The organism is Pseudoalteromonas sp. XMcav1-K, from assembly GCF_044005875.1.
Taxonomy (GTDB): domain Bacteria; phylum Pseudomonadota; class Gammaproteobacteria; order Enterobacterales; family Alteromonadaceae; genus Pseudoalteromonas; species Pseudoalteromonas spongiae.
Genome location: NZ_JBIPJE010000051.1, coordinates 190,565 through 217,354 on the forward strand (window position 1 = coordinate 190,565; position 26,790 = coordinate 217,354).

The 26,790-nt window shown below is 41.1% G+C and carries 26 protein-coding genes; 13 read left to right on the forward strand and 13 right to left on the reverse strand.

What is annotated here, in order from left to right; genetic code table 11:
* Positions 1-42: 42 nt before the first annotated feature.
* From ACHSBP_RS20775 to ACHSBP_RS20785, 3 genes are read left to right on the forward strand one after another with little or no spacing between them, the layout of a single operon-like run.
* Positions 43-1,065, forward strand: a complete 1,023-nt coding sequence (locus tag ACHSBP_RS20775; RefSeq protein WP_010560956.1) for a phospholipase — start codon at positions 43-45, stop codon at positions 1,063-1,065.
* On the forward strand, positions 1,066-2,160 hold the full coding sequence (locus tag ACHSBP_RS20780) for a hypothetical protein (protein ID WP_395390328.1): 1,095 nt from the start codon (positions 1,066-1,068) through the stop codon (positions 2,158-2,160).
* Complete coding sequence (locus tag ACHSBP_RS20785) at positions 2,157-2,675, forward strand: hypothetical protein (protein ID WP_010560958.1); 519 nt, start codon at positions 2,157-2,159, stop codon at positions 2,673-2,675. The genes ACHSBP_RS20780 and ACHSBP_RS20785 overlap by 4 nt, the downstream gene beginning before the upstream one ends.
* Positions 2,676-2,707: 32 nt before the next feature.
* Here the strand turns inward: ACHSBP_RS20785 and ACHSBP_RS20790 are convergent, their stop codons facing one another.
* From ACHSBP_RS20790 to ACHSBP_RS20805, 4 genes are all read right to left on the reverse strand, one after another.
* Positions 2,708-3,409, reverse strand: coding sequence for a DUF3581 family protein (locus ACHSBP_RS20790; protein ID WP_010560959.1), 702 nt, complete (start codon positions 3,407-3,409; stop codon positions 2,708-2,710).
* A gap of 88 nt (positions 3,410-3,497) precedes the next feature.
* Positions 3,498-4,139, reverse strand: coding sequence for an outer membrane protein (locus ACHSBP_RS20795; RefSeq protein ID WP_010560960.1), 642 nt, complete (start codon positions 4,137-4,139; stop codon positions 3,498-3,500).
* 145 nt (positions 4,140-4,284) lie between these two features.
* On the reverse strand, positions 4,285-5,769 hold the full coding sequence (gltX, locus tag ACHSBP_RS20800) for a glutamate--tRNA ligase (protein ID WP_010560961.1): 1,485 nt from the start codon (positions 5,767-5,769) through the stop codon (positions 4,285-4,287).
* A 91-nt stretch (positions 5,770-5,860) separates the two neighbouring features.
* Positions 5,861-7,243, reverse strand: coding sequence for a PLP-dependent aminotransferase family protein (locus tag ACHSBP_RS20805; RefSeq protein ID WP_010560962.1), 1,383 nt, complete (start codon positions 7,241-7,243; stop codon positions 5,861-5,863).
* A gap of 92 nt (positions 7,244-7,335) precedes the next feature.
* Here ACHSBP_RS20805 and ACHSBP_RS20810 point away from each other — a divergent pair, with 92 nt between their 5' ends.
* Positions 7,336-7,941, forward strand: a complete 606-nt coding sequence (locus ACHSBP_RS20810; RefSeq protein WP_010560963.1) for a LysE family translocator — start codon at positions 7,336-7,338, stop codon at positions 7,939-7,941.
* Between the two features lie 12 nt (positions 7,942-7,953).
* Positions 7,954-8,373 carry a GNAT family N-acetyltransferase gene (locus ACHSBP_RS20815; RefSeq protein ID WP_010560964.1) on the forward strand — a complete coding sequence of 140 codons (420 nt, stop codon included), beginning with the start codon at positions 7,954-7,956 and terminating at the stop codon, positions 8,371-8,373.
* On the opposite strand, the gene ACHSBP_RS20820 is transcribed toward ACHSBP_RS20815, so the two are convergent.
* Positions 8,370-9,242 (reverse strand): LysR family transcriptional regulator, encoded by an 873-nt coding sequence (locus ACHSBP_RS20820; RefSeq protein WP_010560965.1) that lies wholly within the window; start codon positions 9,240-9,242, stop codon positions 8,370-8,372. The genes ACHSBP_RS20815 and ACHSBP_RS20820 overlap by 4 nt on opposite strands.
* Positions 9,243-9,348: 106 nt before the next feature.
* Between ACHSBP_RS20820 and maoP the strand changes: the two genes are divergently transcribed.
* A complete protein-coding gene (gene maoP / locus ACHSBP_RS20825; protein ID WP_010560966.1) occupies positions 9,349-9,693 on the forward strand; it encodes a DUF413 domain-containing protein in 345 nt (114 codons plus the stop codon).
* Positions 9,693-10,658, forward strand: a complete 966-nt coding sequence (locus ACHSBP_RS20830) for a RimK family alpha-L-glutamate ligase (RefSeq protein ID WP_010560967.1) — start codon at positions 9,693-9,695, stop codon at positions 10,656-10,658. The genes maoP and ACHSBP_RS20830 overlap by 1 nt, the downstream gene beginning before the upstream one ends.
* A gap of 26 nt (positions 10,659-10,684) precedes the next feature.
* Here ACHSBP_RS20830 and ACHSBP_RS20835 read toward each other — a convergent pair whose 3' ends face one another.
* From ACHSBP_RS20835 to proB, 5 genes are all read right to left on the reverse strand, one after another.
* Positions 10,685-11,050, reverse strand: a complete 366-nt coding sequence (locus ACHSBP_RS20835; protein ID WP_010560968.1) for a hypothetical protein — start codon at positions 11,048-11,050, stop codon at positions 10,685-10,687.
* Between the two features lie 117 nt (positions 11,051-11,167).
* Complete coding sequence (locus ACHSBP_RS20840; protein ID WP_010560969.1) at positions 11,168-11,539, reverse strand: glutathione S-transferase N-terminal domain-containing protein; 372 nt, start codon at positions 11,537-11,539, stop codon at positions 11,168-11,170.
* An 81-nt stretch (positions 11,540-11,620) separates the two neighbouring features.
* The gene (locus ACHSBP_RS20845; RefSeq protein ID WP_233430446.1) at positions 11,621-11,941 is read right to left on the reverse strand and encodes an isoprenylcysteine carboxylmethyltransferase family protein; all 321 of its coding nucleotides are present in this window, start codon (positions 11,939-11,941) and stop codon (positions 11,621-11,623) included.
* The gene (locus ACHSBP_RS20850) at positions 11,919-13,154 is read right to left on the reverse strand and encodes a glutamate-5-semialdehyde dehydrogenase (RefSeq protein ID WP_010560971.1); all 1,236 of its coding nucleotides are present in this window, start codon (positions 13,152-13,154) and stop codon (positions 11,919-11,921) included. The genes ACHSBP_RS20845 and ACHSBP_RS20850 overlap by 23 nt, the downstream gene beginning before the upstream one ends.
* The gene (gene proB, locus ACHSBP_RS20855; RefSeq protein WP_010560972.1) at positions 13,151-14,272 is read right to left on the reverse strand and encodes a glutamate 5-kinase; all 1,122 of its coding nucleotides are present in this window, start codon (positions 14,270-14,272) and stop codon (positions 13,151-13,153) included. The genes ACHSBP_RS20850 and proB overlap by 4 nt, the downstream gene beginning before the upstream one ends.
* Positions 14,273-14,522: 250 nt before the next feature.
* Between proB and ACHSBP_RS20860 the strand changes: the two genes are divergently transcribed.
* On the forward strand, positions 14,523-15,440 hold the full coding sequence (locus ACHSBP_RS20860) for a DMT family transporter (RefSeq protein ID WP_395390329.1): 918 nt from the start codon (positions 14,523-14,525) through the stop codon (positions 15,438-15,440).
* A gap of 706 nt (positions 15,441-16,146) precedes the next feature.
* Positions 16,147-17,244, forward strand: coding sequence for a HEPN domain-containing protein (locus ACHSBP_RS20865; protein ID WP_148665222.1), 1,098 nt, complete (start codon positions 16,147-16,149; stop codon positions 17,242-17,244).
* 749 nt (positions 17,245-17,993) lie between these two features.
* Here the strand turns inward: ACHSBP_RS20865 and ACHSBP_RS20870 are convergent.
* The 3 genes from ACHSBP_RS20870 to pdsO are packed head-to-tail and all read right to left on the reverse strand — an operon-like array spanning position 17,994 to position 21,353.
* A complete protein-coding gene (locus tag ACHSBP_RS20870; RefSeq protein WP_010560976.1) occupies positions 17,994-18,557 on the reverse strand; it encodes a sortase domain-bontaining protein in 564 nt (187 codons plus the stop codon).
* Complete coding sequence (locus tag ACHSBP_RS20875) at positions 18,554-20,614, reverse strand: VIT domain-containing protein (protein ID WP_395390330.1); 2,061 nt, start codon at positions 20,612-20,614, stop codon at positions 18,554-18,556. Before ACHSBP_RS20875 ends, ACHSBP_RS20870 begins: the two co-directional genes overlap by 4 nt.
* A gap of 13 nt (positions 20,615-20,627) precedes the next feature.
* Entirely contained in the window at positions 20,628-21,353 is a 726-nt protein-coding gene (gene pdsO / locus ACHSBP_RS20880; RefSeq protein WP_395390331.1) for a sortase-associated OmpA-like protein PdsO, read from the reverse strand.
* A gap of 229 nt (positions 21,354-21,582) precedes the next feature.
* Between pdsO and pdsR the strand changes: the two genes are divergently transcribed.
* The 4 genes from pdsR to ACHSBP_RS20900 all read left to right on the forward strand — a co-directional run bounded on the left by pdsR (position 21,583) and on the right by ACHSBP_RS20900 (position 26,732).
* Positions 21,583-22,272, forward strand: a complete 690-nt coding sequence (gene pdsR / locus ACHSBP_RS20885; RefSeq protein WP_395390332.1) for a proteobacterial dedicated sortase system response regulator — start codon at positions 21,583-21,585, stop codon at positions 22,270-22,272.
* 3 nt (positions 22,273-22,275) lie between these two features.
* Positions 22,276-24,387, forward strand: coding sequence for a proteobacterial dedicated sortase system histidine kinase (pdsS, locus tag ACHSBP_RS20890; protein ID WP_395390333.1), 2,112 nt, complete (start codon positions 22,276-22,278; stop codon positions 24,385-24,387).
* 133 nt (positions 24,388-24,520) lie between these two features.
* Positions 24,521-24,817 (forward strand): hypothetical protein, encoded by a 297-nt coding sequence (locus ACHSBP_RS20895; protein WP_010560981.1) that lies wholly within the window; start codon positions 24,521-24,523, stop codon positions 24,815-24,817.
* Between the two features lie 247 nt (positions 24,818-25,064).
* Positions 25,065-26,732 carry an amidohydrolase gene (locus tag ACHSBP_RS20900; RefSeq protein WP_010560982.1) on the forward strand — a complete coding sequence of 556 codons (1,668 nt, stop codon included), beginning with the start codon at positions 25,065-25,067 and terminating at the stop codon, positions 26,730-26,732.
* The last annotated feature ends 58 nt before the right edge of the window (positions 26,733-26,790 follow it).

Here is a 26,790-nt window from a genome sequence, read left to right on the forward strand (position 1 = left end):
CTTAACTTAGTACCTTTATTAACAACAAAAATAAGGGTATACATGAAAACCAACGCTATCTCACTACTTGTTGCTGGTGCTATTGCTTGCGCAAGCCAACAAGCGAACGCCTTCTCACAAGAAACACACAAACGCATTGTTATTGATGCAGTAAATTACATGCAACAAAACCCAAGCTCTACTGAATATGCCAAGTTGTCCGCATGGGCGTCTCAACTTAACTTGTCAGTTGCACAGTTGGCTAACCTACTTGGTCAAGCTGCTTACGATGTTGATGATTTTGAAGATACATTCTTTTGTGGCGCAATCACAGGGTCTTGCGTACAAGCGCCTATTTGGGGCGCAGCTGAGAGCATTGTAAAATACACTAGCTACTGGCACTTTCAAAACCATACTCAAGGCCCTGACCAACACGGCAATGACTTTGGCGGTTATAACTACCAAAAACTTACGGTATGGGGTGACATTGATAATTTAGCCGCCACTTGGTTAAAAGGCGATTACTTGGACGATGGCCGCGGTGGCGAAACCGGCTGGTTTGGTTCTGACTCAACTAAATACAATAGCTACGGAATCACTGAAGCAAACTACCGTATCGATGGTCACTCACACTACAAAATGTATGATGACTTTGAAGAAATGCCGTTCCAACCAATTGATCATTTAGGTCAGTACTGGTTTCAAAAGTTTATCGAAAGTAAAAACCCACAGATCCTAGGATTTGTATTTCATACCACTGATTTACTACAGCCACACCACACTTGGGTAACGTCTGCTTTAAATCACTCTGGTTGGGAATCATGGGTAAAAGATTACTACGATAAAGAGCAGCTAAACGATTTTAGTAAAGTCAGCCAAGCACTTGAATACTACGCAACACTTGATGCAAACCAGCAAGATATTCGCCCTATTCTTACTCAAGGTGGAGCCCTTTCATATTCACAAGGTGGCATAGTACTTAATTCAAAAGATCACTATGACCGCGTAAATACCGGGCAAGTTGTGATCCCACATGCCATTGCTATGGTCGTTCATTTACTTAATCATGCCGTGGTACAGCTATAAATGAAGTTTTTAGTATTATTAAGCACGCTTTTAGCGTGCTTTGCACACGCTAATGTGCAATTTAATAACCAAGAAATTGCTTTTATGAAGCAGTTTTATGTAAAACAAGGTGAGCAGTTAACACTAAGTCAAACACAACAAAGGCTTGAAACCCTGTACTTTCATCTTGCCCTCGCTAAACAAAAAGCACCAACATTATTAGATCGTGTTACAAGTGTCGGCTTTAGCACTAACTATCATAAAAAACGCTATATGATCAGCTTATTAAGTAACGAAAATACTCAAGTTTCAGTGCCAAACATTGCTCTTACCAGCACAAAACTAAAACAGTTACTTGGTAACTATCCTCATAATGGCATCGCAACAACGCAACTTTTAGCTAAGTTAACTCAACCCTTAACTACAAGCTATACATTGGCAGATGCTTATAATGATGCATCCATGCAAGCGCGCTTTAACCTGCACCAAGGTGACATTAAGCAACTAACTGAACTCGTAAAGGTAGAAGCCCATTACCAAACCGTAAAGCAACAGCATCAGAACCCAAATATTCGCTGGCCAGTGCTCGAGTCACTCAGTACAAGTCAGGCTATCACGCCAGCTCTGCTTAACTACCTTGGTGTAAAAGCCAGTATGCATAATGAAAGCCCATACCTCGACAGTTTGAAACAACAAATTTCAACACCTGAAATTGCTAAATACTACCAACAAAATAAACAGCAATTTCGCTATAGTTCAGAAGTAACAGCCGCATCACTAATCTTTAACTCGCAAGAAGCTGCACAAGCCGCCTACAAAAATAATGCGCTGTCACAGCAACTTAATAGTAAAAAAGCCGTTATAAAGCGTAAAACGCTTAACAATAACTTTGTTAATCAAGCTGCATTTAATTTATCAACAAAACAAGGTCCAACGCTTTTACGCACACCTAAAGAGCAATGGGTGATCATTCAAGTATTTGATAAAAAATATGATTACTACCCTGAAAACAGTGAAACCGTTGTCTATCAGGCGAAAACCTCACTTGCAACAACACTGGCTAAAAAGCAGTATGCCACTGCTAAAAATCAATGGCTAAAAGGCGACCAATTATGAAATTAAAATTACTATTTGCTAGCATAGTCATAGGGTTGATTATCGCGCTTGGTTGGTTTAGCAATTTGCCAATGAGCCCAAATACTTATACTCCAATGAATGCCCCAAAAGCCGTGCATTCAAGTGAAAAACCCGCAGAAAAAATACAATCTATCGAAACAAAAGCACCAGTATTAACCGTTAACAGCAGATTAAAAACAACACCAATCAGCCCCGTAAAAACGCATGTTAAAGTGGATATTCCGCCGATATCACCAACTAAGATAGAGACAAGATTTACCGGTGATTTAGACGATCACGAGGCTTACTTAGCGTATGAGAATAAACAAGAAATCGCGTTAAAAACAGCGTATATTCAAGCCGCCAAAGACAAAGTAAAACTGTTAAACTCTTGGTTAGTAAACGGCATAAACCAACAACTTGATGCCTCTCAAATTGAATTTGCGAAAGAAAAAATTAAAGCGCTAGAGCAACTCACCCAATCATTAGAAGAAGAACTAAAAAAGGCAAGCTAAATGCTCGCCTTTTGACCAAACCAACTAATCTATTATGCCGGTTTTAAATCAATTTTGCGCTGGTTGTAGTAGCTAATAAGGTCATCTACTGTTTTTTGGCAATACTCACGAATGCCAGAAACCAGCATATTCTTTTCACCTTTACCAATCACTTTGTCGCCATCTTTAAAAACAAACGGTAGCGTGATTTTTCCGCGTTTTCCTGTTAGCTCAAATTCAGGCGTCACAAACTCTAATACCGGCTGTTTAACATCTAGGCTAGAGAACTCAATCGACATTGACTCATACATCACCATAGGGCGTGCAGGGTTAATCATCACCTCTTGCTCACCCATCAGCGGAATAATCACGTGTGGGAATGCTTTACCTGAAAATTCCACATAGTTTTTAATTAAACTATTGGTCAGCTCTTCACACGTTGATGTCTCACCTTCACGATTTACCGATAAGTACACTTTATCATCTTGTGTTAACGCAATTTCACTGTCGGCATTTGGAAAAGTAAGCGATACTTTTTCGTCTACCATGCCAGCAAAAGTAAAGTGCATTTTTTCACTTACACCGTATTTGTTTAACACCATTGAGAAAAGTAAATCACCTGGTACACAAAAACGCTTTGCATCAATATCATGAAGCGGGTTGTAATCGTCAGCAATCAGTTTTGCAAAACGGCTAGCCTGATCACGGCTGAACGATACTTTTCCTTCAGACTCTTGATAGAAACCAGATAACATAAAATAACCTCAATTTTAACTTGGCCGCGCATTTTATCAGCGTTTTTCTGAATAATTGGTCATACCTGTTGAAAGGCAATCACGATTGCTAAAAGCGCCATTCTAAATTTAAATAATACTTATCCATAGATAAGAAAGTGTGGTGACTATAACCGGCTTTTAAACCCCAGTTGCGGGCGAAATCATACTGTAAACCTAAGCCTAAATTTGCCCCAAAATTGGTTGAGTTTTCGCGTGCAATCGGCTCTTGCTGCTGCGAGCGATGGTAAGTTAATTTAGTAGAGACACGCGTTACTGCAAGACCAGCGATACCGTAAAACGATAACTTATCATTAATATGATAAAAATGATAAATACCATCTAAGGTTAAAATACTCGCATCGCTGTCATGATACACATTATTCTTACAATCAAAAAAACAGAGGTCTAACCAATCAAGTTCAATGCCATAGGTATAGTTGGCGCGCACTGCTAAATCGTTTGTCACATAATAACCTAAGCCAACACTTGCGTTAACAATGTCAGAATCATCACCATTTAAATCATAATCATCCAATAAATCTTGCAGGTTTTGGTCTAGCTCGTCGCGCGCATCCTTACTGTTGTAATTGTAATAATTTGAAGCAGCCCCAAAGTTGATAAAATATTGACCTTGCTTTTGGTTTTTTGCCATTGCTGTAGCGGGAATTAAAAGCGTTACTATAAAAATCAGAAAAGAAACCGATTTCATAACATATCCTTTTGTATTTGAATGAAAAATTAAAAACGGATATATCGTACCTAATTTGTGAAAAACGCCCATAAATTAATGGTAATAAAATGTAAAAAGCCAGCATAATGCTGGCTTTTATAAACAATAAATTAAAACGTAATTATTATTGCGCTTGGTACGCCTTATAGGCTTTTTCTAGCTTCTTCGCCTGCTTCTTAGAAACACCAATATGGTTTAACGCTACGCGTAAACGTGCTCGCGACATATCTGAACCAAGAATCTCCATTGCATCAACAACCGATGTAGACGATGTTTTACCTGTGATAGCAACAAAAATTGGCTCTAAGAAGTCTTTAATCTTAAGCTCAAAGTACGTTGCAACCGCTTTTGCAATGGCAAAAATCTCTGATTTTTCCCAAGTACGTAGTGCTTCTAATTCCCAGATGAAAATTTGTAATGCTTCACGCACCACATCTTCTTCTACTTTGCCAGCAGTTAATAATGCAGGGTCATATTGTGGTGTACCCGCAACAAAGTGGCCTGCTAAATCGACTAAATCTGATAACGTATTAATACGTGTTTTTGCCTGTGGTAATACTTTAGCAAGTAACTCAGGGTTAAATTTCCAGTCAAAGAAACGCGCCATTAACTCTTCGTCAGATAAGTTTTCGCGGATCCATAAACCGTTTAACCAGTTAAGCTTGTCGATATCGAAAATTGGTCCACCTAGTGATACACGCTTCATATCAAAGTGTTCAATCATTTCATCAAGCGTGAACTTTTCACGCTCATCTGGCATTGACCAACCCATACGGCCAAGGTAGTTAAGCAATGCTTCTGGTAAAAAGCCCATCTCTTTATAGTAATTAATCGATGTTGGGTTTTTACGCTTAGATAATTTTGACTTATCAGGGTTACGCAGTAGTGGTAAGTGACCCAATACCGGCGGCTGCCAGCCAAAATCTTCATAAAGTTTTAATAGCTTAGGCGCCGAGTTAATCCATTCTTCACCACGGAAAATATGGCTAATTTCCATATGGTGATCATCGACCACATTCGCTAAGAAATAGGTTGGGAAACCATCCGCTTTTAAAAGCACCTGCATGTCTACGTTTTCCCACGGGATTTCAATCTCGCCACGTAGGTAATCGTTAAACTTGAAAGAACCTTCCGTAGGAATTTTCATACGGATAACGTAAGGCTTACCCGCTTCAAGGTTTGCTTTAATTTCGTCTTCAGACAAGTTTAAACCACGGCCGTCATACTTAGGACGAAGACCTTCCGTCATTTGCTCTTCACGCATTTGGTCAAGCTCTTCAGCTGTAGCAAAACAGTAAAACGCTTTACCTTCATCAACCAATTGGTGAGCAAACTTTTTGTACATATCAGAACGCTCAGACTGACGGTAAGGGCCAAACTCACCACCCACATCAGGACCGTGATCCCAGTTAAGGCCTAACCACTTAAGGCTGTCCATAATCGCTTGTTCTGATTCACGCGTGCTACGCACTTGGTCTGTATCTTCAATACGCAGTACAAATTCACCACCTTGCTGTTTCGCAAAGCAGTAGTTAAATAGTGCAATATAGGCCGTTCCTAAATGCGGATCACCGGTTGGTGACGGTGCAACACGTGTACGAATTGTCATCAAATGTCTCTTATAAATCGATAGCGATAAAATTGGCGAAAAGATAGCACACCACAGCTATTTTTCGAAGTCATTCCCGCACTTTTTTAAGCTAAATGACCACCTCTATTCCACCATCACGATGCCTTAGCACTTGATCAACCCTAGCAAGGCCTAGTCCAAATGCTTGTCGAGAGCTGGGGCCGCCCAAAGTAAATCTCAGTGCGTTACAATTCGCGTTGCCATTGCGTGTGAATACATCAACGGTTCGCACAATCACGCGATTTGCTTTTAATTGATTTGCCAGTGAGAACATATTAATATGCTCCGGCAGTGGTAAATACACATTCAAGCCCGAAAAAATGGCCTCTAAACCATGTTTTTCAAAAAGCGAACGCAGTAAGTTGATGCGCGCGCTTACTTCTTCTGCGAGCTGCGATTGGTTACGTTTAAATTCATCATCGTGTAATGCAAGTGCTAACAACTCAAAATTCATCATCGAGACCGACCAACACTGACTATGAATTTGCTTAAGCACGGCTTGTTGCCACAAAAATGGCGCAATTAAGTAACCAGCACGCAAGCCACCAGCAAAGTATTTTGAAAAGCTACCAATATAAAACACCCTGTCGTTGGCAGTTTGCCAAAGCGGTAAACGCCAGTTTTCAGGCAAACAGTAGTTCACATCATCTTCAAGAATAAAAAAGTTATAACGCTGGCTAAGTGCAAGCAGTCCATCTAGCGTTGCTTGGTCATAGCGAATATTGGTGGGGTTTTGGCAGTTTGGCGTTATGTAAATCGCTTTTATCTTATGCGACTTACAATAAGCCTCAAGGGCATTTAAATCGATACCTGCGGGCGTAAGAGCAATCGGTTTAGTATTTAAACCGAGTGAATCACATGCTTGATAAAATCCCGGATAACACATTTCCTCATGAAGCACCGTATCACCCGCTTGGCACAATGCAGCAAGCACACTGTAAATCGCTTGCTGAGCACCTTGGCAAAAAATCAGCTCCTGCTTGCCAATTTGCAATCCTTTATCGTTTAACCAAGCTTTAAACGTACTTTGTAGTTCATCGCTGCCATTGAGTTTGTAGCGCAAAATATCTGTCAGCGCAGATTCGTTATTTGCTAACTTGCGCATTTGCTCGGCCAATACATTTTGCTGCCCCATAAGCGGCATCATGCTCGATGAAAAATCGGTATCGTCTAATTCATCCAGATGAACTGACTGCGCTTTTATAAACGTGCCTGCCCCAAGTTTTGCCGTAGCAATGCCGCGTTTAACGAGTAAATCATAGGCGCGCGTAACCGTGCCATGAGTCACACCAAGGTGATCGGCCAAAATTCGTTGCGCTGGCAATTTTTGCTCAGCAGAAATTACCCCAGATTGAGCGACACGCTCAATTAAATCTGCAAGCGATTGATATTTTGAATTTAATTTACAGAGCTCTTGATACTCCGTCACATCTGGCAACCAAATTGTATTCATAACAATATTTAAATTGATCCTTTTTAAACAATATGCCATTGCTAACAATATAAATAAACATGAAATTGTATTGATACAATTGGAGGATCAAAATGGAAACCAGCGCAGTATTGTCATTATTGCCTGCACTTATATTATTTAGCATAAGCGCAACTCTCACACCGGGGCCAAATAATATTCTGCTCGCCTATTCAGGGGCGAATTTTGGTTTTCGTAAAACACTGCCACATATTGTGGGCATTCGTATCGGCATGACGTGTATGCATTTAGCTATGTTGCTTGGCCTTGGCAAGCTGTTTGAACAGTATCCAATGTTGCATCAAGTATTAAGTGCGTTTGCTGCCAGCTACATTATTTATTTAGCCATTAAGATTGCTCGCGGTAAGCCAAATAGCAGTAACAGTAGCGCCTCCCCTATGACCTTTAGCCAAGCAGCGCTATTTCAATTGGTGAACCCTAAATCATGGGCAATGTTACTCACTTTAGTAACCGCACTTACCTTACCCAATGAACAGTACTGGCCGTCAGCTTTGCTAGGCGTAATCGTGTTTAACTTGGCAACCTTGCCCTGCTCGTTTTTTTGGGTTGGTGTTGGTCGATACCTAAAGGGGTTTCTACAAAATCCACAAAAGCTAAAACGTTTTAATTTAGTTATGGCGACTCTGTTACTACTGACATTACCACTTATCTTTTATTAAGGAGTAAACAATATGAAGGTGTGCCACATAATTGATGACCATGATTTTGAACATATTCATCAGTTTTTATCGCTTCATGCATACTGGTGTTTAAATATTCCAAAACACACATTAAAAACGGCGTTAAGCAACTCATTATGCTTTGTTATAAAAAATGAAGACGGCGAATTGCTCGCATTTGCACGGGTAGTCAGTGACTATGCCACATTCGCTAATTTACTCGATGTCTTTGTGTTACCCGAATACCGCGGAGCAAGTGTTGGTAAAACTCTCATAAAAGCCGTTGTCGAGCATCCTAAGTTACAAGGTTTAAGGCGTTTCACCCTTGCCACTAAAGATGCGCATGGGCTTTATCAACAATTTGGCTTTAAAGCGCCTAAATTCCCAGACGCAAATATGGAAATCTATTTACCCAATATTTATCAAGATTAAGGCACAATAATAGTAGGGGCTTCTGGTTCTTCTTTACCTAACATACGGCGAATAGCATGTAGTTTTTGCGCATGCTCATTCTCTTTATGGTACGCAATATACACATCACGTTTAAACTCAGGTAATGCATCTAATCGATGTAACGACCCTTGCTCAATAAAAGGCTCTACTAATACATCGGGCAAATATGCCGTACCACCACACTGCAACATTAAATCAAGAGCGATACGTGCTGTACTGGTTCGCATTAATGGTGTTGCCATGCCTTTAAGCTCTTTACCATGCCATGCAGTAAAATTAGTGCCCCAATCAACACGAATATAACGGGTTACGTCACTTGGGCTAGCAATTGGTTCGCTTGAAGTTGATACCGGGATTAATGCAAAAGTATGCAGTAATTCAATTTTAAGCTCTTCCGCTTTGGGCGGATCAAAAATAATTGCGATATCTAGTGAGCGCTCTAACAATTGTCGCGTGATCTGCTCTCGCGCTAAAATTTCAGCTACCAAGCTCACATCGGGTTGCGTTGCGTATATTTTTGAAATCGCATCATGAATGTAGGTATCCCAGGTATTCGGCGTACCGGCGATAGAGATTTGTGTCACTTGCTCTTGGGTTAGTGCCACATCCTGTTTAGCCATACGCAATGTTTGCATCATCACTTCGGCATGCGAAACAAATCGTTCGCCCGCAGGCGTAAGCTGAATATTATTACGGTTGCGAATAAATAGCTCTACGCCAAAATACTGCTCAAGCTGGCGAATTCTCGAACTTACAGCAGCTTGCGTTAAATATAAATTTTCAGCCGCCTTACCAAAATGGCGACAATTTTTTACTTCTATAAAGGTTTTAACTAATTCGATATCCAAAGCAGCATCTCTTATCGTGACGATAAATTTTTATTGTTGTACTTAGTAAACACAATTCACGCATACTCCGCCAAAATGGGCAAAGTTGTCAACATGAGTATCTCATATGGACTTATTACATGGTTTTGTAAAAACAAGCAATTTCTATGATGACCTGAATTTTCCACAAGGATTTAACCGTAGCGGCCACTTTACAATTCAAGAAGCAGAGTTGTTAACAGCCATCGGTAAGCGATTATTTCAATTAGAACATCAACTAGCAGAGCCACAAAATCACACTGAAGAGAATTTTGTGGCTATGTGCGTTACAAAACGAGACCCCGAAACTCGATTAGAGAGTTTGTGGCACAAGTATAAATCGGCTACTCAAAGCAAACGATTTCAAACGCTAAGTAGTTCAGTTAAAGCCAATGTTGACAGCGCATTTAATGAATTAGAAGGTAATTACTAATGCGTGGTTGGATAATTTACAAACACAATGACTTACTACTACGACAAGAAGCATATGAGGTTAATCGCTTAGTTGAAGTCGCAAATGAAGAGAATATTGAGTTACAGGTATTTTCACCGGATCAGTTTGATCTTACGGTTACCCGTGATGATGAAAAAAGTATATTAATCGATGGTGAGCGTCAGAAGCTGCCTGACTTTGTAATGCCGCGTATGGGTGCTGGTACAACGTACTTTACCCTTGCTGTTGTTCGTCACTTAGAGCGACTAGGTGTGTATTGCGTAAACAGCTCGCATTCTATTGAAGTTGTAAAAGACAAATTATTTGCTCAACAAATTTTAGCTGAGAAAAACTTACCAACCCCCGATACCATGCTAGTTAAGTTCCCGGTAAATGTGGCGCTAGTTGAAAAACAAATTGGCTTTCCTGTGGTAGTTAAAACCCTTTCGGGTTCACAAGGCAGCGGGGTATTTTTATCAAAATCCCCAGGAGAATTTGATGACTTAATGCAGCTAATTGAAGCTACAAGTCCAAAAGCCAACATTATTCTTCAGCAGTTTGTAAAAGCCAGCCATGGTCGAGATTTACGTGTATTTACCATAGGTGGTCGCGCAATTGCCTGTATGGAACGAAATTCAAATGGCGAAAACTTTAAAGCTAATGTAAGTGCCGGCGGCGTGGGCAAACTTTATCCAATCACCCCAGAGATAGAGTGGCTAGCAACGCAAACAGCTAATGTATTAGGCTTAGATGTTGCCGGTATCGATTTATTATTTGATCAAGAACACTTTAAAATTTGCGAAGCGAATTCATCGCCTGGCTTTGAGGGATTAGAAAACGCAGTCGATATTGACGTACCGCGTGAAATCTTTCACTTTATTCGCATTCGCTTAGGTATTTTTGATAAAGCCTCCGCTAAAAAGGTAACCAAGCCAGTTGCAAAGCAATTGGAAGAAAAAAGCTAATTAATCGCTTTAACAAAAAACGCAGCCTAGAGCTGCGTTTTTTGTTTCTTTAATAAGTAGCTTTGAATTTGTTTAGGTAATTTGCATTTACCCGTTGTTGCGCCATCACAATCGTGTACTGCTACTTTCACAAGTTTACTATCCGCTACCGGCACAATGTACTTTTCACAGCGTTTACCTTTTTGAACATAGCCTTCAATGCATTGCCACCCGCCTTTGCCATTATCAATGGCAAATTCGGGCAAGCCATAGCTGACACACTGGCCGTAGCGCCAATCCTTACCAATAGGGCAAACACATCCACCACCTACTAAGGATTTATCCATGTCTTTGCCACATTGGCTCGCATATAAATTCAGTGGAAGAAATAAGAGTAATATTAGCCATTTCATTTGTCACTCCTTAACAAAAAGCAAAACAACACTGTGACATATTACATATAACGCATGAAAAAACAAAAAACGCAGCCGAAGCTGCGTTTTGTAAAACTCTTTACTACTTATTGAAAATTAAGCAGCTTTCTTGGCTACTTCATTTTCTAAAAAGGCAATAATATCGTTAGACTCATAAAGCCATGTTACTTTGTCGTCTTGCTCAATACGTAAGCACGGCACTTTTACTTTACCGCCCTCTGCCGCAAGTGTTTCACGGTGAATACCTTCAGCTTTTGCATCGCGTAATTCAATGTTTAAGCTGTTGCGCTTCATTGCGCGGCGTACTTTTACGCAAAACGGGCACGCTTTGAATTGATATAAGCTTAGGTTTTGGGTTTTTGCGTCAATTTCAGCTTGCAGCTGTGCATCGCGCTTAACACCTCGTGGTGTTGTAATAAAATCAAAAAATAAAATAATGCGGCCTAATAGCCAACGAACAAACTTCATACAACCTCCAATCAATTTGGCGGCATTCTACTGTAAATGTTGGAACGAATAAAGGTTAGTCCGAAGTAAGGGGAGTCTTACTTATAACCAACGGCGAACGTGTTTTTTATACTGGGTAAACTGCTCACCAAAGCGCTCGGTTAACGCGGCTTCTTCTGGTTTAATTTGAAAGCGCTCAATAAACAGCATAAATGCCACAACACCTAACAAACTTAACCAACTGCCAAGTAAAATCGCTACCCCAAGCAAAACGGCAAGCACAAACAGTTTAAAATTAACTGTGCGAATAATCTCAAATGTAAATTCAGCATCCGACACTAAATACATACCCACCATACAAAATAATCCCACCACAGGGGGTGGGATTTTATTATTCAGCTTATTGGCGAATAAGGTAATCACCTTCACCTACCCATTTATAGGTGGTTAGTGCCTCTAAACCCATCGGCCCACGGGCATGCAGTTTTTGTGTTGATACCGCAACTTCAGCACCTAAACCAAACTGCGAGCCATCAGTAAAGCGCGTGCTCGCATTTACATATACCGCCGCAGAATTTACCGCTGCAACAAACTTATTGGTGTTGCTTAAACTCTCAGACAAAATACCATCTGAGTGACCTGATGAATGCTCACGAATATGTATTATCGCTTGGTTAATATCATCCACTACTTTTATGCCAAGCGTTAGGCTTAACCATTCTTTGCTGTACTCACCATCAGCAATTCGGCTAACACGCTCACTAAGCGCAGCTGCTCGTTCGCAGCCTTTAAGTGTCACTTGCTCTAAACGTTGTGCTAATAATGGCACTAACTGCTTTGCAATTGATTCATCCATAAGCACAGTATCAAGCGCATTACACACACTTGGGCGCTGTACCTTAGCGTTTTCAATAACATCCAACGCTTTTTGCAAATCAGCAGAAGCATCAACATATAAATGACAAATACCAATACCGCCAGTGATCACCGGTATTGTGCTGTTTTCCACGCAAACCTTTTGCAACGTATCGCCACCGCGCGGAATAATCATATCGATGTACTTATCTTGCTTTAAAAGCTCAAGCACTAAAACGCGATCTGGGTTGGTAATTAATTGCACTGCATCTTTATTAATGCCGGCATCAATAAGCGCTTTACCAATTAATTCAACTAAGTAAGTGTTAGTATTAAGTGTTTCTTTACCGCCGCGTAAAATACTGGCGTTACCGGTTTTTAAACATAAACAGGCGATATCTAAAGTAACATTGGGGCGCGCTTCATAAATAACGCCTACCACACCTAATGGCACAATTTGTTTTTTTAAGCGCAGGCCATTTTCAAGCGCTTTTCCATCATATTCACCGCCAACAGGGTCATCCATTGCGATTAAACTTTGAATATCATCGGCAATGCCTAAAATGCGTTCTTTATTTAATAACAAACGATCAAGCAAGGCTTCGGTTAAGCCATTTTCTTTACCTGCGTTAATATCGCGTTGGTTTACTTGCTCGATTTGTTCGGCATTTTCTAAAATGATGGAACGAATATTTTCTAATGCTGTATTTTTCTGTGCTGTTGTCGCCACAGCGAGATCAAAACTTGCTAACTTTGCCTGCTGTGCTAATTGCGTAATCACGTTAATCCTCCAAAAAGTACTAAATCATCGCGGTGAATCACCACCGCCCCGTAGTCGTAACCGAGCAATTGATTGATTTGCTCGGAATGTTGCCCTTTTATCTGGGCCAGATCGCTTGATGAATAACGACAAATGCCACGTGCTATTTGCGCCCCATTTTGGTCGCATAATTTCACCATGGCACCGCGTTCGAATTTACCAAGCACATCACTCAAGCCTTTTGCTAACAAGCTTGATCCTGAGTGTTTCATTGCGCGAACAGCGCCTTCATCTAATATTAGCTCACCGCTTGCTGGCGGCCCTGCCATTAACCACTGTTTACGGCTTTCTGTCACTGACGCTGTTGCTACAAAACGCGTTCCAACATCTTTGCCTAGTGCCGCGTCTACAATGACATTGTCTTTATGGCCTGCGGCAATAATCACTTCAACACCTGCTCGGCACGCAATATCGGCTGCTTGCAGTTTAGTTGCCATGCCGCCGGTGCCTAAATGCGTACCCGAGCCGCCTGCCAATGCTTTTAAATTAGCGTCAATTTTATCGACCAAGTTAATCAACTTGGCATCTGGGTTAGCGCGCGGATCGGCGGTAAATAATCCCGGCTGATCCGTCAGTAACAACAATTTATCGGCCTTAGCGAGAATGGCAGCCAAAGCCGATAAATTATCATTATCCCCAACTTTAATTTCTTGTGTTGCCACCGCATCATTTTCATTAATGATCGGCACAATATCGTGTTTAATCAGCGCCTTTAGCGTATCGCGTGCATTTAAATAGCGCTCACGGTCGTCTAAGTCTGCGCGGGTTAACAACATTTGCCCCACATGCATACCGTATAAGTTAAATAAGGTTTGCCATGTATGGATCAAGTGGCTTTGGCCAACGGCTGCAAGCATTTGTTTATTGTTCACATTGCTTAAGTCGCAACTTAAATGTAAATGCTCTTTTCCCGCGGCAACCGCACCGCTCGAAACCAAAATAATTTTGTGCCCTTTCTTTTTTAATTGGGTACACTGGCGCACTAATTCAACCATATGCGCTTTATCTAAGGTAAAACTGCCACCGGTTAATACACTTGTACCCAGCTTTACTACGATTGTTTGACTTGTTTCACTCATTCCCCATACCCTAAACGACGGGCCAGTGTCTTTGTTATATCAAAGCTGAGAAAATCAACAAGGGTAAAATGGTCTCACACAAAAAAATATCATGCAAACAACCCAATCAACCAAATTTAAATAAGAAAATCTAATCCATGACAGCATAAAATTTTGCACTTTGGTAATCTGCTATTCTTTGGTCGACACTTATCGCACAGTGCTTATTACCCTGTTAAAATTCACTGCCCCTTAAATTTGAGTAGTGTTTATGCCCGCTAGTTTATGTTTACTGATCGCCACATTTTTGTGGGGAAGCTCGTTTATTGCCTTAAAGTACGCCATTGATTTATACCACCCCGCGGTAGTAATTTTTCTGCGAATGCTCACCACATTTAGTCTGTGCATGCTGCTTTGGCGCTATGTGAAAAAATTTAATTATCAAAAAGGTGATTGGAAATACCTGCTCGGTATGTCTCTTGCCGAACCTTGCTTATACTTTTTGTTTGAAGGCTATGCCCTTGAATACACTTCGGCGAGCCAAGCGGGTGTCATTGTGAGCTGCTTTCCACTTATCGTAGCGATTTTGGCGTTTTTTATGCTGAAAGAATATTTATCTAAATCCATCATCACCGGGTTTGTTTTTTGTATTGTGGGGGGAATTGCGCTTACCCTTGTATCGCCCGATACCAGCGCCGCACCCAATCCAATTTTAGGTAACTTTTTAGAGTTTTTGGCCATGGTATGCGCCGCTATTTATGCAGTGTGCGTAAAACATTTAGCTCACCGCTACTCGCCGCTTAGCTTGATTGCCTTACAAGGCATTAGTGGCACCTTATTTTTTACGCCATTTTTGTTTTTTGTCGAAATACCAACTGAAATGTCGATAGAAGGCATCGCTGCTATTATCTACTTAGGCTCATTTGTAACCCTAGGTGGCTACGGCATGTATAACTATGCCATTTCAAAAGTATCGGTATTAACTGCCGCTGCATTTTCAAATCTTATCCCTGTATTCACCTTGTTACTGGCGTCATTACTTCTCAACGAGTTCTTGGCATGGCAACAGTGGCTCGCCATTGGCTGTGTGTTTATTGGGGTTATTATTGCCCAGCGCCATAAGCCAAAACCACACGAGGATATGGAGCCGCAAATGGATACCATGCCGGTAGAGGTTTCTAATAAGTAGTAATTTTTAGAGTCAATCTTAGCGTTCAATAATTTTCGATACGCTATTTGTCGCGCTGGCGACAGCAGCCAAAGGGAGGCTATCGCCGGTCTCCCTTTGGAATCCCTCGGCGCCCCAAAATCAAACTTATCTTCAACGTGTCTTAAATATGAACATAAACGCCATGAATCGGCTTCCCTGCCTCAGCATGACTTGCTCGACCGCTTCGCTCCCTGTCTCGCATTATTCATTTAAGCCACTTTTTCAGGTTTGATTAATGGGGTGACGAAAGACCGAAGCAACGCTTCGCAGTTTGAGGAAGTGAGGTCATGGATGACCGATGGAACCAAGCTTCATGGATGAATTTTAAAGCGTAACGGTTTGGTCAAAATCGGCTTTTACATAGTCTGGGGTCTACGAGGAAATAAGCTATGAATTTAATTATGTATCCGGCAGCAATGAACCCTCGACGGTCACTATAAAATTATTTTTCAGCACTGATTTTATGTTCAGTTGCTTTGTGTTTCTCCGATGTTCAAGAAAACGACCCATTTGGTCGTTTTTATCCTGTTTATAATTTCTAAAATGATTAAAAGTATATCTGTAGCAACAAGTTAGTTAGTATGATAGAACTGGTACAATGATAAAAATAACCCATGGCTCGGTAGAAAAACGACCCAATGGGTCGATATTAAATTGTTAGGTTTCCCCATGCATCGAGTTTCTTATGAGCAATGAAAGACATCCGTTAATGCCGGATGAAACAATCCATAAAATCTTGATTTCAAGCACAAGCAGGTTCGTTGGTTGCTACGAAAACGACGATCTTTTGATATCTCATGCATGGCAGCATTTCTCCAATTCTAATGGACTCATCCGTGAAGAAGAAAATCCTGTTTCGCGTTCAGCATTCGTTTTGGCTTTCCAAACTGGAGGTTATGAAAAGGCAGCCGGTGTCGTAGTCCCAGATTATTCACATATTGGAGAAATAGTTTGTTCATTGCTATCAGTCTTATATGGAAAGCGGTTTGACTCTCATGGCCTTCTTGAAGGAAGTGGCTTTTTTAACACTCCTGATCTAACCGTTTATAATCACATCTGTAACCATAAACTGCCTTTTAATTCTCATAAAGCAAGAAGGTGCTTTAGCGTTCCATTAAACTTAGAGCACTTCAAAGCAGTTGATAAACTGCTCTTGAGTCGAGAAATAGACCCAGATTTTAAGGCTAAACTCTTTGCAGCTTGTAAGTTTTACTGCCAAGCCATACAAACAATCGAATCCGACCCTGAAGTTGCATACCTTCACCTTATAACTTCAGGTGAAATTATTTCGAGTCATTACTCTTATGAGCAAGAAGATGTTTTAGATGCTGTTACGCTAAATTACCTTGCTGAAATAAGAACACAGATGCCAAATGGTGATAAAATTACTAGGCATATTTCAAAGAGACTTTTATCAATAAAAAAGAAATTCGTTAAATCACTTACTTCATTGATAGATGATGAATTTTTCATACAGTCTGAAACTTCACGCGAGATCGGACATTTCAAGAGTGACGATATAGAAAAAAGAATCGGTTCAGCTTACGATCTGCGAAGCAAGTATGTACACATTGGTGCCCCTTTTGGTAATTGGATAAAACCAAGGGGAAGATTACAAGATATCCAGTTTGACAGGCCTGTTGTCACAGACAATGATTATGCGAAAGTGCTAGAGAAAGCACCGACATTCACTGGATTAGAAAGAATAATTCGTTACTGTATTCTAAAGTTCATGGTTAGCAATGGCATAACAGATTTAGACAGCATCGAGCCAGAAACCTAACAAGTAAATCCAGGTAACGCCTACGGCGCACCTGATTTAGGCGTTATTTTACCTTAGGGATATATGGATATTTTCGAGATAATACTAAAGCCTATAGCATGGGTATTTAGAATATTTATTAATTTGCTAGATGTATGTATAACACGGCCATGGTATTGGATTGGTTGGCTAATTGCTAAAGCGTTATCTTTCGGTAAATTTCCATTCAATGGTCCTAATGAAGGTGATTTAGAATCATTCTGGATACAAGCGACAATCTATTTAATAGGCTTTGGAGTTCCTATTGGCATAATATATTTGTACGTTGTTTAATTATATTGCAATAGGCGTAAAAATTAGGGTTAAGTCTTGCATCGTGCACGTTAAACCTTAAAAACAGCTTTCAAGATTCACTCCTGCCTCCCCTTAATCAAACCTGAAAATACAAGTTAAATGAATAATGCGAGACAGGGAGCGAAGCGGTTGAGCAAGCCATGCTGAGGCATGGATGCCGATTTATGGCGTTTATGTTCACATTTAAATTGTGTTTGAAGAATCAGTTTGATTTTGGGGCGTCGGGGGAATCCAAAGGGGGGCCGGCGTTAGCCCCCTTTTGGCTGCTGTCGCCAGCGCGACAAATATGCGTTCTAATTTGCATTACAGCTAATAATTAGCTTCCCAGTCAGAGCTCTGAGATCCTGAAACAAGTTCAGTAGGACAGTATTTTGCACCTTGGCTTTCCGCTGTCTTTGTGTCGCATGCCGCAAAATCTAAATCACTGGCTCTGCCACAACCACCAATCTTCCCTCTGGCACTAAATCCAAACTACTGCGTCGCTCGCAGGTGATCAGCACTAAATATCCTTCTAGTCCTAATAGCCAGTTTGAATCACGGTAATCCACATGTAATTTATTTACTACTTTAAAGTGCTGCTGCCCTTTACCTTGTGCTTGGTAGCTAATTTTTTCACCAAGCTTTAACTCTTTAACAAAGCTAAAATGGGTGTCGTTATGTGCGGCAAGTAAAATGTTATTGCTTGGGTGATGCCAAATACCGGGGGCAAACGCAAGGTTACGGTTGCTTGCTTCATTAAGCACAATTTGCGAAATACCTCTGTTTTCAATAATAAGTTCACCAACCGGATAACCATCGGCGTAGTACCATGCTTTTTGCTGGCGATTGGCATCCGCTTTATTTTCTTGCCACGCCTGCCACAGTAAAAACTGAGCAAGTTGCGCTTTGCCATACACATAGCTTGATTTAAACACTAAGACTAAACCTAACATCGCAATACAAAGCGCCAAAAGGCGTAACAATTTACGCCTACTCTTCATTTTTCTGAGTCCTCTTTTTGCCCCCAAATGGCTAATAAAAAACCGCCGACTAATAATAAAATACCTAACCAAAGCAAACGGTCGTTATTGCCTGATGTTTGAGGCATCGCACTACCTTGCGGCAGCATATTTGGCGCTTCAAATGATTTATTAGCAACATCACCAAAGTATTCTTCCACCGCGATAAAGGCAGTGTATGGTGTTAATAATCCATGGCGAATACCAAGCTTAGTTATTTCAGCTTTATCTTGTACTAAATCTAGCGTGTTAATGTGTTCTTTAGCGTAAGCGCGGGTGATGCCTTTTGCAGCAATCGCATTTTCAAGCGAAACCCGTTTTAAGAACTTACCGTGTAAACCATCACCTGCAATCTGCACCGCTTGAGCCGCTTGTGTTAATTTAAAATAAGCCACCAGCGGCGACGAAAAATACAAATCAGCCGTCGGTAAACTTTCAGCAAGTGGTAAGCCCATATCATTTAACACGCGAATATTCTGAAGTGCTGGGTTACTCAACTTGTCACTTAACAGCGACACTTCGCTTGCTATGTTCTCAAGGTTATTAATAAACAAGGTTTCACCTTTGCCATGCTTGGCTAATAAGCGCATTAAATGGCTATTGGGAGCACTGCCAATCCCCACGGTAAAAAGCTTGCTATCGGCACGGCGATTTTTTACTAAGCCCTTCACAGATTCAGCGTCGGCTACAGCACCATCGGTTAATAACACTACTTGGCGCACACGTGTTTCATCAAATTGACCATCAAAGCTTGCTGCTAGTGCGCTATTTATTTCAGTGCCACCGTCAGCTTCTAGCCCTGCAATAAAGCGTTTTGCGGCTTGCAATTGCGAGTAGGTTGCAGCGACTGCTTCTGGTTTAAACAGTTCTACTTGATGATCAAATGCCACAATATTAAACAAGTCATCTGTACCGAGTTTTTCCAACGCTAAAATCAGCGCCTGTTTTGCTTGTTCTATTGATGTGCCCGCCATCGACCCTGATGTATCAATCACAAACACTAATTCGCGGGGTAAACTGTGCGACACAAAGTCCGATTTAGGCGGCATCATCATCACTTTGTAAAATGACTCACCATTAATATTTTCATGGAACACTTGCGTGGTAATTTGATCAGTTAAAAGCGGCACAAATTTAATATCAAAGTCGCGATTTGCCACTAAGCTTTGTGGTGCAGGAATCAGTTGATACTGTGTATTTCCGGTTTGCACTACCGACAACATATGACTTGGGCTGGAAATGCTATCGAGTTCAAAGCCTAAGTTCACATCAAAATTGATAGTAATCTTGTTGTTTGCATTGAAACTGGTTAACACAGTGTTTGGCAAAAAATCGAGAGTTGGCGCCTCCTCAGCCATTAATGTATTAGGTTGAAAACTGCTTTGCGAACGCGTTTGAAAATGGCTATTCGGGTCATTTTCATCAAGATCAAGGTTATTAAAATAGCGCGGTGCAACCACTGTGGGTAAACGCAAGCTAAACACTTCATCTTGATAGGTTAATGGAAATTGAAAGCTCAGCTTAACAGCAACTTCCTGCCCCGGTTCAATATTGGCCACTTTTGTTTTGAATACATTAGCACTTTGGTTTTTAACTAACGCGGCTTTATGGCCTTGTTGCTGGGCTTTTTTATAAATTACTTCAGCCTGTTGCTTTTCTTTAATTTCACCAATAATTTTGCGGTTATCAAGCATCATTTCCATGGCAAATACCGCGCTATTTTCAGGCAGTGGAAACTGGTAACTGCCATTTAGCGTTTCTAATGCTGGGTTTTGATAGACCTGTTTTAATTCAACAAATGCCAACATGCCTTTTACTTGAATATCAAGGTGGGTCGATTTAAGCACGCTTTGCTCAACTTCTTGCCCTGCCTGATTAGTTAAAATAAGCCCTTGCGCCGACACTTTAGCGCTAAACAATATGGCCGAGGCAAGCCAAGCAACTAAAAGAATGGCAAGGTTGATGAAAAGGCGCATATGCGCGCCTTTTCGTTTACCTTGTTGTTCTTTTTCACCTCCTGTTGTGTGTTTTGGTAACATTACTAGCCCCTCTCTAGTATTGGTTGTTAGCGGTTTGAGATTGTTCTTGCATACGTGCATGTACGGTTACGCGGCGGTCAAACACGTTGCTTTCAAAGCTGTCTTCTGCATTTTGTTTGGCAATACTTTGGCTTTCACCAAAGCCATGTGTGCTTAAGCGGTTATGGTCAACACCTTGTTTAATTAGGAATGCGGCTACATTGTCGGCACGTTTATTTGAGAGTGCTAAGTTGTTTTCATCATCACCGCGTTGGTCAGCAAATCCGTTTAGGTCGAGATAAATTTCTGGCTGCTGTTTCATCACTTCAGCAAGTTCAATCAATTGCTCTGCAAAATGCGGTTCAATGTCAGCCGAGCCTGAGCGAAACTGCACCGACATTGCTAGTAAGTTGTCGATACGCTGCTGCGCAATGCGTTCTAACTGAGATTCTAGCTGCTGTTTTGACGCAACTAACTCTTGGTAATCTGATGTTTTATGCTGTAGTGCAACAATGGTTTGTTGTTGTTTTGAGATTTCAGCTTGCTGCTCTTTAATATCAACTTTGTCCCCTTCAATCTTGCCGATAAAAATCCCCACAATACCACCAGCGACTGCGCCAACCGGACCACCGATAATTGCTCCCATGGTTGCGCCAGCGCCAAAGCCAATTAATGGCTCTTTTTCAAATTCTTTTTCTGTTGCCATTGCTGGGTTGCAAAGTGCTAATGCGATTACTGAAACTAAAAGTGCTTTTTTCATAATATTCTCCAAGAATGTGTTTTAATTTTTTTACTGCGTTTATGTGTTGATGCTGCTGCACCGTTTGCGTTGGAGTAATTAAAACAAGCTGTTCTGGCAATTTTGGGGGTGAAAAAAGGCAATGCGATGAGCAATTGTGGCAAAAAAATGGCAATTGGCTTCAGTCCCTATTTTTTACGCAATTTTTCGGTATAGTGGCGGCTATTGAGTAGGTAATTATCAGTAATCCATGAAAAAAATCGCCATCATTGAAGACCAAGACGCTATTCGCGAAAACTATATTGATATGCTGCAAGGCCAAGGTTATTTAGTTAAAGGCTATGCAGATCGCATCAGCGCACAAGACGAGTTATTAGCTAACCTGCCCGATCTAGCGATTATTGATATTGGTTTAGGTGATGAAATAGATGGTGGTTTTATGTTGTGCCAAGCATTACGTGCAAAAAGCCAAACCTTACCGATTATTTTCTTAACTGCCCGCGATAACGAAATCGATACCGTATCGGGTTTACGTATGGGTGCAGATGACTACTTAACAAAAGACATCAGCCTTACTCATTTAGCTGCGCGTATTTCAGCAATTTTTCGTCGCCAACTGGCGCTCAATACCCCACAGCAGCAAGCACAGCTAATTGAACGCGGTGAGTTAGTAATTGATCCAGAGCGCATGCAAGTCACTTGGCAAGGCGTTACCATTGATTTAACCGTGACGGAATATTGGTTAGTGCATGCGTTGGCTATTCGCCCAGGTCATGTAAAACAACGTAATGACTTAATGAATGAAGCTAAAATTTATGTAGATGACAGCACAATCACCTCTCATATTAAGCGTATTCGTAAAAAGTTCTTAAAAGTTGATGACGCATTTAACCATATCGATACCGTGTATGGCATGGGTTATCGCTGGGAGGCAAAATAAGCCATGAGAATTGGTCTGCGTACTAAAGTTGTTGTTCTCTCTAGCTTTTTGCTATTACTGCCTTGGCTTGGTCACCAATACGTGGCTGAAATGGAAAACTTTTTACGCTTAGGGCAAGAAAAGAACCTCGTTGCTACTAGTCGCGCTTTAGCAACAGCACTGCACGACAGACCTAAATTATTCGACAGCCAAGCAAGCTTTTTAGACTCAGTTGAAAAAGGCCGCGATCTCTACGCCTACAACATTGTGGGACCCATTCAGCTCGATGGTAAATTACAGGAATGGCAGCCCTATTTACCGCTCGTTTGGCATTATGGCGACGCCTATTTAACACAAGATAAGAATGCCCATAGCGATGCCGATATATCGTTTAAACATATGGTTGGTAAGTATAATAACTACTTGTATGCACAATTTAGTGTGACCGATGACGATGTGGTGCTGCGCGGTAAAAACACCATTAGTTTAGAGCGCAATGATCACTTAAAAATCGCCTTTACCAATGCCGAAGGGGTGGTGAAAACCTATTTAATATCAACCACCCAAGCTGGTTGGGTAAACGCGTTCGACGCTGAAACAAAAACCCCCTTTAACCAGATTCAGGGATACTTCCGTTTAACCGAGCAAGGCTACAATATTGAACTGCGCTTGCCGTTAAGCCTTCTTGGTAACAAATTAGGTTTTGCTATTTTAGATAAAGACCAAGGGGAAGACGAGTTAACCGAAATCGCCACGTCTAACCTCAGTGAGTTACAAAGCTTAGGCTCAATTTTAGTGCCCTCTCCTGAAATTGAAGAAATTATTAAAGGCATGGCACGCGCTGGTAGCCGTGTGTTTGTTGTCGACCAACACCGTCGTGTATTAGCCGATGCTGGCAACATTAAAAACGCCGATGGCGGCTGGGGTGATACCATTAAAAAGCGCAAATCATCGCGTTGGGAACAATTTGAAGAAGAATACCTACATCCAATTTACTACAAAATTCTTACTCGCCCTGCGACAGAATTTACCGATATTACCCGTGATGTAGCCGCGCTTGATGGCAGCCATATCAATGCAGCACTTGATGGTCACGCAAAATCAACATGGCGCTTAACCCCCGATCAAAAAGCGGTGATCCTTTCTGCGGCATACCCTATTTGGATTGACGACCAAGTAATGGGCGCTGTAATTGCCGAAGAAACCACTAACGGTATTCGCGAAATAAGAAACAAAGCATTCGAAAAACTGTTTAATGTGATTTTAGCCATTATGCTCATTGGTACGTTGAGCTTATTTTTATTCGCGTCCATTATCTCAACACGAATCAGACGCCTGCGCGACGCTGCAGAAAAAGCCATTGATGCTCAAGGGCGTGTTACAGGCAAAATTGACAAACAATTCTCTAGCGATGAAATTGGCGACTTGTCACGCAGCTTTGCTAGTATCGTAAATCGCCTTGGCGGCTACACTCATTATTTAGAAAATATGAGCTCGCGTTTATCGCATGAGCTGCGCACGCCAGTTGCTGTGGTACGCTCGTCTCTTGAAAGCCTTGAGCTACAAAATACTCACGAACCCAGTCAAAAATATATTGCTCGCGCAAAAGAAGGTGTGGCGCGTTTAAACAAAATACTCACCACCATGAGTGAAGCAACACGCCTAGAGCACGCCATTGAAAATAGCCAAAAAGAGCAATTTAATTTAAGCGAAGTAATAAATGGCTGTATGCAAGGTTACACCCTTGCCTACCCGAATAAACACTTCAACTTAGCCCTTAGCGATGAAGCTTATGCACTTAATGGGGTGCCTGAATTTATTGCACAGCTGCTCGACAAACTGATAAGCAATGCAGTTGATTTTGCCGAGAAAGAGACAAGTATTGAAGTGAACTATCACATCACGAGTGGTAAAGCGCAATTTAGTATTTTTAACGCAGGTCCGCTATTACCGCCTGATATGGCCAATCATATATTCGATTCTATGGTATCAGTACGTGAATCAAGCAAACAAAAAGAGCCGCATTTAGGGTTGGGTTTATATATGGCACGTTTAATTTGTGACTTCCACGGCGCAACCATTACAGCTACCAATAAAAACCAAGGCGTTGAGTTTTTAGTAACGTTTAAGGGTTAACTATAAAGCCGTTAACCCGCTAATTATTAAGAATAAGTTGGTTACCTTACCGATATTTTTGAAAATAACTTCTCAAGTTTTTATTGCGATAAACGATATAAAGTTATTGTATTAGTTGTGAAGTAGATATGTAATGCAAACCGATTCAAACAATAACTTAAACCTAGCCTCTTTAAATAGCGCGATTATCGTTGAACAAGAGCTTTGGCAAGCCGTATGTATTAACTGCTATGACCTTGTTGCTAAAGGTGTTGCTAGTTGTACAAACTCGCTTAACTACATCATTGAAACGGCATTAAAGCTGGCTCAACAACTTAATTTACCCGCTGTACTTTGGACAACCAACTGCGAAAACGAGCAAAAATTAGCATCGTTATTAGTTGCCATAAACGCCCAAATTAAAACACCACAACAGTTATTAAACCGATAACCCTCGACTGTGTGACTTTCACCAGTCACACTTAATTTAACGCCCGATCAAGCGGTTCGTGGCGTTAAATTCTTTTCATTAGATCAGCTTTTTTTAGCACATAAGTAGTGAAATTGCGTGCTAACTATATGAGAAACACACTTAAATTACCGCAAGCATGCTTTGCAAATTTGTAATCTAAATCTTAGGTTATTTATTTGTTTTAACTTTGTTATTCTCAATACACACACTTAGCGTGAGAATAACAATGACAACAAAAAAACAATTAAAACGTGCCCTACTAGCAGTGAGTGTTAGCTTGGCTAGCTTTACGCCATTTGCCTTTGCTGATTACACCATTTTCCACAATGCAAAAGGTTATACGCTCAAGCAAAATAAAGGCGTTCACGAATTTTCTACTTTAGTTATTAAAGACGGGAAAGTCGTCGCAACAGGCGATAAATCAATTATTTCAACTTATAGTCCTGCTGAGAAAATCGATGTAGAAGGTAAAACCTTACTACCAGGCCTAATCGATGCGCACGGCCACATTATCGGCCTTGGTAAAAATCAAAGCCAACTTGATTTACGCAGTAGTAGCTCATTGAAAGATGCGCTAAAGAGCATAGAAGAATACGCAAACCAAACCGATGGTTGGGTGATTGGCCGCGGTTGGAACCAAGAAAACTGGCCTAGTAAGGTATTTCCTACCGCCAAAGATCTCGATGCGATAGTGAGCGACAGACCTGTTGCACTAACACGCGTTGATGGTCACGCCCTTTGGGTAAACTCAAAAGCACTCGAAATTGCGGGCATAAATAAAGATACACAAGCACCTAGCGGCGGTGAAATTATCCGCTTAGATAACGGCGAGCCCTCAGGTATTTTGATAGATAATGCAGAGCCACTTGTTTATCAACATATGCCAAGCGTTGATAAGGCCGAAGTAAATAAACGCCTTGATGCCGCAGGTGAACATTTGCTGAGTTTAGGTATTACCTCAGCACATGATGCTGGCATTGATAACTTAACCTACCAAGTTTATTTAGAACGCGCAGCTAACAACACCTTACCTATTCGCATTTATGCCATGTTAAGTGCAACAGATAGTGAATTAAGTAAACAACTTGCCGCTGGCAAAAAGTTTGATGATAACGACATGTTGGCGATCCGCAGTATAAAAGTGTATTCGGATGGTGCGTTAGGTAGTCGCGGGGCTGCGTTACTTGAAGACTATCAAGACCGTATTGGCCACAAAGGCTTAATGCTAATGAGCAAAGATGAGTTAGAAAACGTATTTACTCAGGCGTTTAAAGCTGGGTTTAGCGTAAATACGCATGCCATTGGTGATAGAGCAAATCGTGTGGTACTCGACACTTATGAAAAAGTTTACGCTAAAAGTGGCGGTAAACTACTTAGAAATCGTATGGAGCACGCGCAAATTGTTGAGCCAAATGACATTAAACGCTTTAAACAACTCGCTATTATTCCTTCAATGCAACCAGTGCATGCCACATCTGATATGCATATGGCGGAAGATCGCCTTGGTAAAACGCGCTTAGCGGGCGCTTATGCATGGCAAACATTTTTAAAGCAGGGTTCTCGCGTAGCGGCGGGTTCAGATTTTCCAGTTGAGTTAGCAAACGCGTTTCATGGTTTATACGCCGCAGTTTCACGCCAAGATAAGGATGGTGCACCAAAAGGTGGCTGGCTTGCCGAGGAGAAGTTAACTCGCGAACAAGCACTACGAGCATTTACTTTAGATGCAGCCTATGCGGCTCACCAAGAATTTAAAATTGGTAGTTTAGAAAAAGGTAAGTGGGCAGACTTTATAATTGTGGATACTAATTATTTTAAAGCGCCACTGAGCGATATTTACCACACTCAAGTTGAACAAACCTGGCTGGCGGGTAAATTAAAATACCAACAAAAGTAAGTATAAAGAGCGTTTAGAATTCAGAGTCTTGATGCTGCGCTCTGAATTCTAAATATTG

What these genes read in the sequence shown, in the direction of transcription:
- proB (WP_010560972.1), bottom strand. Translation starts at nt 14,272, where the DNA reads ATGAGTGAAACAAGTCAAACAATCGTAGTAAAGCTGGGTACAAGTGTA.
- ACHSBP_RS20810 (WP_010560963.1), top strand. Translation starts at nt 7,336, where the DNA reads ATGGAAACCAGCGCAGTATTGTCATTATTGCCTGCACTTATATTATTT.
- ACHSBP_RS20835 (WP_010560968.1), bottom strand. Translation starts at nt 11,050, where the DNA reads ATGAAATGGCTAATATTACTCTTATTTCTTCCACTGAATTTATATGCG.
- maoP (WP_010560966.1), top strand. Translation starts at nt 9,349, where the DNA reads ATGGACTTATTACATGGTTTTGTAAAAACAAGCAATTTCTATGATGAC.
- ACHSBP_RS20860 (WP_395390329.1), top strand. Translation starts at nt 14,523, where the DNA reads ATGCCCGCTAGTTTATGTTTACTGATCGCCACATTTTTGTGGGGAAGC.
- ACHSBP_RS20775 (WP_010560956.1), top strand. Translation starts at nt 43, where the DNA reads ATGAAAACCAACGCTATCTCACTACTTGTTGCTGGTGCTATTGCTTGC.
- ACHSBP_RS20830 (WP_010560967.1), top strand. Translation starts at nt 9,693, where the DNA reads ATGCGTGGTTGGATAATTTACAAACACAATGACTTACTACTACGACAA.
- ACHSBP_RS20875 (WP_395390330.1), bottom strand. Translation starts at nt 20,614, where the DNA reads ATGTTACCAAAACACACAACAGGAGGTGAAAAAGAACAACAAGGTAAA.
- ACHSBP_RS20790 (WP_010560959.1), bottom strand. Translation starts at nt 3,409, where the DNA reads ATGTTATCTGGTTTCTATCAAGAGTCTGAAGGAAAAGTATCGTTCAGC.
- gltX (WP_010560961.1), bottom strand. Translation starts at nt 5,769, where the DNA reads ATGACAATTCGTACACGTGTTGCACCGTCACCAACCGGTGATCCGCAT.
- ACHSBP_RS20900 (WP_010560982.1), top strand. Translation starts at nt 25,065, where the DNA reads ATGACAACAAAAAAACAATTAAAACGTGCCCTACTAGCAGTGAGTGTT.
- ACHSBP_RS20785 (WP_010560958.1), top strand. Translation starts at nt 2,157, where the DNA reads ATGAAATTAAAATTACTATTTGCTAGCATAGTCATAGGGTTGATTATC.
- ACHSBP_RS20840 (WP_010560969.1), bottom strand. Translation starts at nt 11,539, where the DNA reads ATGAAGTTTGTTCGTTGGCTATTAGGCCGCATTATTTTATTTTTTGAT.
- pdsS (WP_395390333.1), top strand. Translation starts at nt 22,276, where the DNA reads ATGAGAATTGGTCTGCGTACTAAAGTTGTTGTTCTCTCTAGCTTTTTG.
- ACHSBP_RS20815 (WP_010560964.1), top strand. Translation starts at nt 7,954, where the DNA reads ATGAAGGTGTGCCACATAATTGATGACCATGATTTTGAACATATTCAT.
- ACHSBP_RS20805 (WP_010560962.1), bottom strand. Translation starts at nt 7,243, where the DNA reads ATGAATACAATTTGGTTGCCAGATGTGACGGAGTATCAAGAGCTCTGT.
- ACHSBP_RS20795 (WP_010560960.1), bottom strand. Translation starts at nt 4,139, where the DNA reads ATGAAATCGGTTTCTTTTCTGATTTTTATAGTAACGCTTTTAATTCCC.
- ACHSBP_RS20865 (WP_148665222.1), top strand. Translation starts at nt 16,147, where the DNA reads ATGAGCAATGAAAGACATCCGTTAATGCCGGATGAAACAATCCATAAA.
- ACHSBP_RS20870 (WP_010560976.1), bottom strand. Translation starts at nt 18,557, where the DNA reads ATGAAGAGTAGGCGTAAATTGTTACGCCTTTTGGCGCTTTGTATTGCG.
- ACHSBP_RS20780 (WP_395390328.1), top strand. Translation starts at nt 1,066, where the DNA reads ATGAAGTTTTTAGTATTATTAAGCACGCTTTTAGCGTGCTTTGCACAC.
- pdsR (WP_395390332.1), top strand. Translation starts at nt 21,583, where the DNA reads ATGAAAAAAATCGCCATCATTGAAGACCAAGACGCTATTCGCGAAAAC.
- ACHSBP_RS20895 (WP_010560981.1), top strand. Translation starts at nt 24,521, where the DNA reads ATGCAAACCGATTCAAACAATAACTTAAACCTAGCCTCTTTAAATAGC.
- pdsO (WP_395390331.1), bottom strand. Translation starts at nt 21,353, where the DNA reads ATGAAAAAAGCACTTTTAGTTTCAGTAATCGCATTAGCACTTTGCAAC.